Source organism: Vibrio sp. 10N.222.48.A3, from assembly GCF_041475345.1.
GTDB lineage: Bacteria > Pseudomonadota > Gammaproteobacteria > Enterobacterales > Vibrionaceae > Vibrio > Vibrio tasmaniensis_A.
This window is the reverse complement of the sequence record NZ_JBFRVX010000609.1, coordinates 1,088-9,436: the sequence shown is the minus strand read 5'-3', so window position 1 is coordinate 9,436 and position 8,349 is coordinate 1,088. Positions and strand designations below refer to the sequence as shown.

Below are 8,349 nucleotides of genomic sequence, written 5' to 3'. Positions count from 1 at the left end.
ATATGGGGTTTTATTAATTCAATTAATATTGAAAGTTATTTTGATAATAAATAATCATTATTATTTTTTTATATTTATCTAGCTGAGCTATAAAAAGACTTCATTTTTAATATATTGACGTCTTTCTAAATGCCTTTTCAAATACTCTGCTCTCAAGGACGTGTCGCGGACAGAGCAGATCGTATGCTCGAGGGCGCAAAGCTCACAGCAAATAAACTTGCTCTATATTATGACATTACACCTAACTACGTAGGGCAACGATCGCCTACGAAATCGGATGATTGGAGTGTTGCACTCCAGGAATCTCGAAAGACCCTCGCTCTGTTGCAGACAAAAATCTCCCATTTACTAGCCACTGGCGATAGCCCTGTCCTATTTGCATCAAATACCTGCTCAGCGAGCTTAGCGACACTGCCCGTTGTTGCATCGACTTTTCCTGACATAAAGGTCCTATGGATCGATGCACACAGTGACTTTAATACCCCTGAAACGACAGAAACCGGTTATCTCGGCGGGATGGTATTGGCTGCTACATGCGGCCTGTGGGATAGCGGTTTTGGCGCGGGAGTTAAACCTAATAATGTTGCTTTAATTGGCGTACATGACATCGATGAAAAAGAACTTAACAACGTTAATAATGCAGGTCTCATGCACTTTCCCCCTTCAACTCTGACGCCAGAGTCAGTCATCAAATTCATTGGTGATTCCAAAGTCTGGGTTCATGTGGATTGGGACGTTATGGACCCGGGGCAGATTTCCGCTGACTTCAAAGTCGAGGGAGGCTTGAAAGTCGCCCAATTATTGGATCTATTCGAGTCACTTCCTAACAACCAAATTATGGGCTTAGAACTTGCTGAGTTCTGTGCAGATAGCCACTCGTCAGTAGCCAATACAGAAGGACTAGATCTCATCATTCAAGCCGTGGATGCGCTATTCAAAAAAAATAAGAGTTTAAGTCATGGAAATCATCAAAACTAACCCTGCGGCTCTTGCGCCTAATGAGCAACATAAAACCTTGTATACACATGCAGAACTGTTGCAAGAACTGAATCAGTTTTCAAACTGGAAGAAGGAAGCGTGGGAAGAATTCAGTAAGAGAGTCAGCGCCCCCTGAGTTCCCTTGCCTGTTTAGCCGCAGAGCGTGGAACTCTAAGACTATCCAAGTGCTGTTTTGTGAGTCGGATGAACACAACACTTACTACCCGTTTTTGCATGGACTGATTGCTTATACGGACATGTTGAATTCCACTCCAGTTAATAAGCGTATGTTCTCGCCATTAGTGGTGTTTTTTTCTCCGGACCTTTCACTTTCAATGGCACCGCACAAGCTTGGTTGGGAAGTCTTAAATTGGACGCATGAGCACGATGTCGCTCAATGGCCTAGGCATATACCTATCGACCCCGAGGCATCTAAATGGACATACTGCTTTAATGGTGTCGAACTGTTTATCAACATGAGCTCAGACAAGCATCAAGTGCTTAGAAATCGGAATCTCGGCTCACGCCTTAATTTTGTGATTAACGCAAGGGAGGTCTTTGACATGGTCGCTAATGGTGAAACGAAAGGTGGCAGGCAGGCTCGAGAGCGTATTCGAAATCGTGTCAAAAAATACAACAACGGAGTGATGCCAACTGAGTTGGGGTTTTATGGAGAAGAAGAAAACCTCGAATGGCGTCAGTATCAGTTGCAAGAAGCTAGTGTGAAACGACCAAGACTGTGTCCCTTCAAATAAAAACTAACGAGAGAACGTAGATGCCTTTATATAACTCAATAACAGAAACTGTTGGATGCACTCCAATTGTCAAACTAAACAATCTTGCTCCAAAGGGAGTCGAGGTTTATGTCAAAGTGGAGTCTTTCAACCCAGCTGGTTCAGTCAAAGATAGGCTTGCACTCTCAATCGTGTTAGACGCTGAAACAAAAGGTTTGCTCAAGAAAGACGACACAATTATTGAATGCACTTCAGGTAATGTTGGAATTGCCTTGGCCATGGTTGCCGCAGCCAGAGGATACAAATTTATCGCCGTAATGGGGGATGGATATTCGCTAGAACGCAGGAAGCTAATTCGCGCTTACGGTGGTGAAGTCATCTTGTTCCCAAGTGAACAAGGTAGTAGCGGCGGTAATCGAATTGCCGACCAGCTTGCAGCTCAGAATGGATGGTTCAGACCCCGCCAGTTCGATAATCCAGCTAACCCTGCTTATCATCGTGAAACGACAGCAAGTGAGATACTCAGTGATTTTTCTGGTAAGCGTTTGGATTACTTTGTCACAGGCTTTGGTACAAGCGGAACTCTTACGGGTATTGGACAGATGCTGAAGGTGGCACGACCGGAGGTTGAAATTGTCGTCCCAGAACCTAAAGGTGCTCAGATCCTCGCAAAGGACCAATGGAAAGTTCACCCCATCCAAGGTTGGACCCCAGATTTCATACCAAGTGTGCTGGATAAGAGTGTGGTGGATAACCTTGTCACTGTTGATGGAAATTTGGGGATCACGACGGCACGTGACTTAGCTCGTCACGAAGGCATTCTTGTTGGTATCTCTGCCGGGGCAACGGTAGCTACAGCTTTAGAAGTGGCTAAATCTGCATCTAAAGGAAGCGTGATATTGGCAATGGCACCAGATACAGGAGAAAGATATTTGTCTACTGAGTTGTTTGATCAACTTGGTAATGAAGAAACGGACCCTTTTATTACAACTTGGAGCGAAGAGTCTATAACAGCTGAATGTAATGCATAGTTCACCCTCTAAATACTGGATTTATGTTAATAGTACACGTGACATGTAAACGCTATCAACGATAATTATCAACGAAAGGAATACTCGTATGGAAAAACGAATTTCATTAAGTGTGTTGGCGTTGGTCATGTTCTGTGTGGCCTACTCTGTAAACCTTCAAGCACCTCTTTACAGTGTTTATGCCGAAAACAGTAACATGGGCCCCGCGGCGGTCGCCATCGCCTTTGCTGCCTATGTATTGGGTCTATTGCCTACTCTATTAATGCTAGGGGGTATTTCAAATAAAGTAGGTAGGAAGCAACCCATATTCCTTGCACTATTGTTAAGTGCGGGGGCAACGGCATTGCTCGTCATTCAGCCAAATTGGACCTCGTTATTTGTCGCAAGACTGCTATTGGGTGTTGCTACCGCCTTAACCACAACCTCAGTCTCAGCGTATATATACGACCTTATTGATGAACGAGAACAAAAATTTGGTACGTTGCTAGTGGCCGCGTCTACGTCGTTGGGGTTTGGTAGTGGTGCACTTGCGACAAGTGTGAGCCTAAACGTAGCTGGCATGACAGTGCTGCCATACAGTTACCTCAGTCTATTTCTACTCGTTTCTTTGTTGTTGTTGTTGCTGGTTCGATTGCCGAGCAACCAAACCATAAAACCAAATCTCAAACTCATTACATTGCCTTGCTTCCCCACCAACACGTGGTCGTATGGTTTAGGCATGATGTTAGCTTGGGCTACAACGGGTATGGTCATCGCAATCGTACCAATACTTCTCAATGAGATGGGTTTAAGCGATTGGACTGGCTTAATGGTTTTCCTATCTATTTGCACTGGTTTTTTGACTCAACACATTGCTAAACGCTTGCACCCAAACTCAAGCCTAATATTGGGATGTTTCTTTACGGTATTTGGGTTTAGCCTCATAGCACTTGGCTACTATCATGAATCTATCACGATCATTCTTTTCGGAGCCAGTTGCACTAGCCTTTCAAGTTATGGTTTCACATATATGGCGGGGCTACTTAAGTTTACGAGTAACCATAACATCGACAAGGCAAGCTCTACGGCTGGCATGTACATCTATTCTTATGTCGGATTTTCGATACCTGTAATTACGTCCGGATTCATAGCGCAGCGCTTCGGTAACTGGATGGCGATACTCAGTTTTCTAACACTTCTACTGGCTCTTTGTTTCATTATTGTCGTCGGAAAGTTGATAGAAGGGAAGAAACAAACTCACTTTATGAAAGTTAAGAGCTAGGAAGGCTGAATGTCAGACTCACAGATTTCGCTCATTACAGGAGCAAACAGAGGGATCGGTTTTGAAATTGCAGCAGAACTTGGCAAGCAAGGTCATAAGGTACTGCTTGCTGGTAGAAAAGCAGCAGCAATTAAAGAGGCTGCTGCTAACCTGAACCTCCAAGGTATCGAAGTCTATTGCTTATGTATGGACATTACCGACGACAAATCTATCAAAGAAGCCGTCCATATCGTTGAAACCTTGTTTGGTAAGGTCGATATACTTATAAACAACGCAGCAATAAGGGTTGAAGAATATGGCACACCGCCGTCTGAACAACCACTCATAAAATGGTTTGAAACGTTCAATACAAATTTGTTTGGTACGGTAAACGTAACCCGCAGCTTTTTACCTTTACTCAAGCGCTCAATGAAAGGAAAAATCCTCAATGTATCGAGCTTATTGGGATCGGTGACGTTACATAGTGACACCAAATCATACGCATACACGGATGAATTTAAATCTCTACCAGCGTACAGTGCCTCAAAAAGTGCCCTCAATTCTTGGACTGCTCACCTCGCCTATGAGCTTCGAGATACCTCGATAACGGTAAATAGCATCCATCCCGGCTATACAAAGACCGACTTAAACGATGGCGATGGGATGTTAACCCCAAAAGAAGGAGCCCTCACAGCGATAAAAGTGGCACTTGATGCTGACAGCTTAGTGAGTGGTCAGTTTATTCACATGGAATCCCTTCTTCCCTGGTAGTAAAAGGAATAGTTAAATGCTCGCAACAAAGAAAGTCGCTTTAGTCTCAGATAGTGATAGCCTAGCTGTCGACTATGATATGCCTTATATTCTGGACGCTTTTAAGCGTACTGACGTGGAAGTTGATGTGATATTTTGGGATAGCCCCAACCACGATTGGGCTATGTATGATGTGGTTGTCCTGCGCTCACCGTGGACCTATATGGAGAAAATTGAGCCATTCATTGAATTTTGCCAACAAGTTGAAAATTGTTCAGTACTGCTCAATCCTCTATCGGTGATCAGATGGAACTCAGACAAGAGTTATTTGAAACAACTCGAGAAGCAGGGTGTCCCAATTGTCCCGACAGAAATCATCTACTCAGAAACTGAGATTCAAGCAGCCGTTGCTAATCTTCAAGATAACTACTGGAAAGTTCACGAAGTCGTGATTAAACCAACAGTTGGTGCCTATTCATTCGGTGTCATTCGTCTGTCCATCGAAGATTTAGACAAAATAACTCAGCATGTGCGTTACCTATTAGGACTAGGTAAGGGCGTCATTATTCAACCATACCTACATACGATTGAAGAGCATGGTGAAACGAACATGATTTACTTTGATCATACGTACTCACATGCGATTAAGAAGGAACCTTTGCTCGCACAACGTGGTGAGACTAAAACGCCGGACATGGAATTTCGCAAGCTAAAAGAAGCGAATAGTGAAGAGAAGGCGTTGGCGAAGCGTATATTGAGGTTAGTACAAAGCAATCTTGGTCTTTCTCAACCACTTCTGTACGCGAGATTAGACTTCATTGAAGGTAAAAATGGTCGGCCGCTGCTGCTGGAACTTGAGATAACCGAACCATCACTAAGCCTACCACTTACGCCTGAATGCGTTGATATATTTGTGCAGTCGATTATTGATAAAGCCCCAAAGCCTGTATATATAAAGGATTCTTTGTAACTGCCCTGGTTACCTATAAGCAGTTAATCGGTCTTCGAACATAATTATAAAGCGGTTCAGAACTTGTCGCCATTTGCTTATATGGGCATCGTCCATTGTACGGAGACATCCTGGATCGCTAAGAAGATCGTCTTCCCTGCCACTTCATCCGTTGGGAATAGCTTACTTTTGTTGACGGCTTTCGAGATAAAAAGTGACGGATAAAAATTTAGCCTATGAAGTTTCTGGACAAAAATAAATCAGTACCTTTGCTAAATTAGAAAGTCATGAATAACTACAGGTATGGAAAGTCACTTAATTTGGTGTCCAGTCTTGGCTGTGCAGATCATTGTCTATCTTTACCATCCTGTTTAATGTATTTGCGATAGGCTCATTATGGTCGCATAACACTCGGTAAACACACATAATGAAAGGAATTTATCTATGATATTTAAAGGAATCAGTGCTTTCCCGATCACCCCGATGTCGGATGAACGAATCGACGTGACCGCTTATAGTCAGATTCTTGGCCGTTTAATTAACGCAAGGGTTGATTCTATATGTGCCTTAGGGTCAACAGGTTTATATCCGTATTTAAACGCATCAGAGAAACATAACGCGATTGCTACAGCAGTTGAAATGGCAGGAGAAATTCCTGTCTTGGCTGGCATCGGGTCGCTACGATTAAGGGATGTGCTTGCTAATGCTGAGCAAGCAGAGCAGCTCGGCGTAAAAGGTCTTTTACTCGCGCCTATTTCTTATCATCGGTTATTCGATGAAGAAGTCTATGAACTCTATCGACGTGTATCGGAGAGCGTTTCGGTACCTATCTGTGTATACGACAACCCAGCTGCTACCCATTTTACCTTTAGTCACGAACTCCATGCTGAGATTGCAAAGCTAAAAATGGTGCAGTCAATAAAGTTCCCTGGTGCGCAATTTGAAGATCAGGGTGGATGCCGAGTTCAAGCTCTCAGAAAACTACTGCCAGGCAATGTAACGATTGGAGTTAGTGGTGACGTATTCGCTTCAAATGGCATTCAAGCAGGATGTGACGTTTGGTATTCCGTCCTAGCAGGTTTGTTCCCACTCACCGCTCTATACTTATTTAAGCAAGCCAAAATTTCTTCCCCTGCGCAAGCGAAAGAACTCTCTCTAAGATATGACAGACTGTGGCAATTGTTCTCAGATAATCTCGGTGCCATGAGGGTGATGGTCAGTGCGGCAGAAATATTAGGCTATGCTGAATCCCCATGTTTACCAACCCCTTTGACAGGATTAGATAGTGAATCCAAGCTCATTCTGCAAGAAATTATCTCAGAGTTAGATCTCGCTTAACACTATATGTAGAGTGAAATTTCTTACGGGATTTTTCGACCCAAAATCAAGATGGCAAGCTTTGGACCAAAACCGTGTCAGTGTTTTTACTAATCTAGCTGCCACGGGTAAAATGTGATCTACCCTGTCAGCACGAAGCTGGACACTTCTGAGTTACGAACCATAGAACATCCTGACTTTGCGGATTACTTCTAGTATTACAACCATACGACCACCCTGCATGTTGTTGGCCAAATGCCCTTATCCACTACAGATGGCAATTGCCGACAACAAAAAACTTATACCTAATAAGTCAAAACCTAAAACACCCTCTTTTAGAAGGTAATATCCAGAAACAATACCAATAATAGGTATAACCAAGATATTTAAGTTAGCTGACATCATCAATATACTTCGGCACTTCTGGTAGGTTATTTCATCGAAGAAGACTACCAGTTCATCTCAATATCTATCTGCCTAGGTTTTATCTTGATAACTAACTAATGTATTAAAGTACCTGCCAAGCACTTTATTAAAATCACTAATATAACCACCTACCGAGGTAGGTGGTTTTGAGAGAGAAATCTAAGACTCAGACGTTTGCCGCTAAGGAACAGAGACACACGATGCGTAAAGATAGTCGTCGCTCGGCATAGTGAGCCCAGAGTGACCATTTCTGAGAGATATATTGGCATAGCCCGGACCACGAGACGTTGATGTCCAGTAATTTATCCTGACTGCCCAGCCACGAGCAGTAAACATATTTCCATTTGTGTTGAATAGTCCCCTTAACTCATTCACAGTAGCTAAACGCCAGTTGGTTCGTCCTGCAATACTCTTGGAATTATATGTGTCACACAATGAATCTGCGTTATTCCAATCGAAAATATAGAAATCCCCAGTAGGACCTGAAGTTCCTATTTCTTGTGTAAAACCTTTATTTGTACTGCCTCCTCTACTATCTAGGAACGTTTTGGATGGTGAATTTGTAAACAATTTCCCACTACCAGTATCGAAGATGTCAAGACATGAAGCTCCCGTACTCCTACATGCATAGACCTCCACGTCCACTGTGTTACTGGTGACTCCGTCTAGGAAAGCCTCAACCGTCGTGGTGGCGACTGTGTCCCCAGACAATAAACCAGTAGGCGTGACCGTTGCTGTCTGTGGTTCATCCGGTGTCCACGTGACCGAACGGCTGACATCTGATGAGGTCCCATCACTGTAGGTCGCTGTTGCAAGTAACTGTTGTGTTTGACCTTTCGCGACTAAGACCTGTGAAGGCGTGACGGTGAGCGAGGTGACGATGGCATTGGTCACCTCCACGTCCACTGTGTTACTGGTGACTCC

The 8,349-nt window shown here is 43.6% G+C and carries 9 protein-coding genes and 1 pseudogene; 8 read left to right on the top strand and 2 right to left on the bottom strand.

Annotation, left to right across the window (positions count from 1 at the left end; all coding sequences use genetic code 11):
- Window positions 1-183: 183 nt before the first annotated feature.
- The 7 genes from AB4653_RS17030 to AB4653_RS17000 all read left to right on the top strand — a co-directional run bounded on the left by AB4653_RS17030 (window position 184) and on the right by AB4653_RS17000 (window position 5,703).
- Entirely contained in the window at window positions 184-978 is a 795-nt protein-coding gene (locus tag AB4653_RS17030; protein WP_017100381.1) for an arginase family protein, read from the top strand.
- Window positions 959-1,114, top strand: a complete 156-nt coding sequence (locus AB4653_RS17025; protein WP_017100380.1) for a hypothetical protein — start codon at window positions 959-961, stop codon at window positions 1,112-1,114. Before AB4653_RS17030 ends, AB4653_RS17025 begins: the two co-directional genes overlap by 20 nt.
- 49 nt (window positions 1,115-1,163) lie before the next feature.
- Window positions 1,164-1,733: a YqcI/YcgG family protein gene (locus tag AB4653_RS17020; protein WP_240798337.1), complete on the top strand. Its 570-nt coding sequence runs from the start codon at window positions 1,164-1,166 to the stop codon at window positions 1,731-1,733.
- Window positions 1,734-1,753: 20 nt separating this feature from the next.
- A complete protein-coding gene (gene cysK / locus AB4653_RS17015; protein ID WP_017100378.1) occupies window positions 1,754-2,743 on the top strand; it encodes a cysteine synthase A in 990 nt (329 codons plus the stop codon).
- 88 nt (window positions 2,744-2,831) lie between these two features.
- Window positions 2,832-4,004, top strand: a complete 1,173-nt coding sequence (locus AB4653_RS17010) for an MFS transporter (RefSeq protein ID WP_102258450.1) — start codon at window positions 2,832-2,834, stop codon at window positions 4,002-4,004.
- Between the two features lie 9 nt (window positions 4,005-4,013).
- Window positions 4,014-4,754 (top strand): SDR family NAD(P)-dependent oxidoreductase, encoded by a 741-nt coding sequence (locus tag AB4653_RS17005; RefSeq protein WP_017100376.1) that lies wholly within the window; start codon window positions 4,014-4,016, stop codon window positions 4,752-4,754.
- Between the two features lie 16 nt (window positions 4,755-4,770).
- Window positions 4,771-5,703, top strand: a complete 933-nt coding sequence (locus AB4653_RS17000; RefSeq protein WP_017100375.1) for a RimK family alpha-L-glutamate ligase — start codon at window positions 4,771-4,773, stop codon at window positions 5,701-5,703.
- Between the two features lie 9 nt (window positions 5,704-5,712).
- Here AB4653_RS17000 and AB4653_RS16995 read toward each other — a convergent pair.
- Window positions 5,713-5,891 (bottom strand): annotated as a pseudogene (locus AB4653_RS16995) (IS256 family transposase); the annotation flags it as partial.
- Window positions 5,892-6,126: 235 nt separating this feature from the next.
- Here AB4653_RS16995 and AB4653_RS16990 point away from each other — a divergent pair.
- Window positions 6,127-7,020: a dihydrodipicolinate synthase family protein gene (locus AB4653_RS16990; RefSeq protein ID WP_017100374.1), complete on the top strand. Its 894-nt coding sequence runs from the start codon at window positions 6,127-6,129 to the stop codon at window positions 7,018-7,020.
- A gap of 585 nt (window positions 7,021-7,605) precedes the next feature.
- Here the strand turns inward: AB4653_RS16990 and AB4653_RS16985 are convergent.
- A partial coding sequence (locus tag AB4653_RS16985) for an Ig-like domain-containing protein (protein WP_136975498.1) occupies window positions 7,606-8,349 on the bottom strand: 744 nt, incomplete at its 5' end.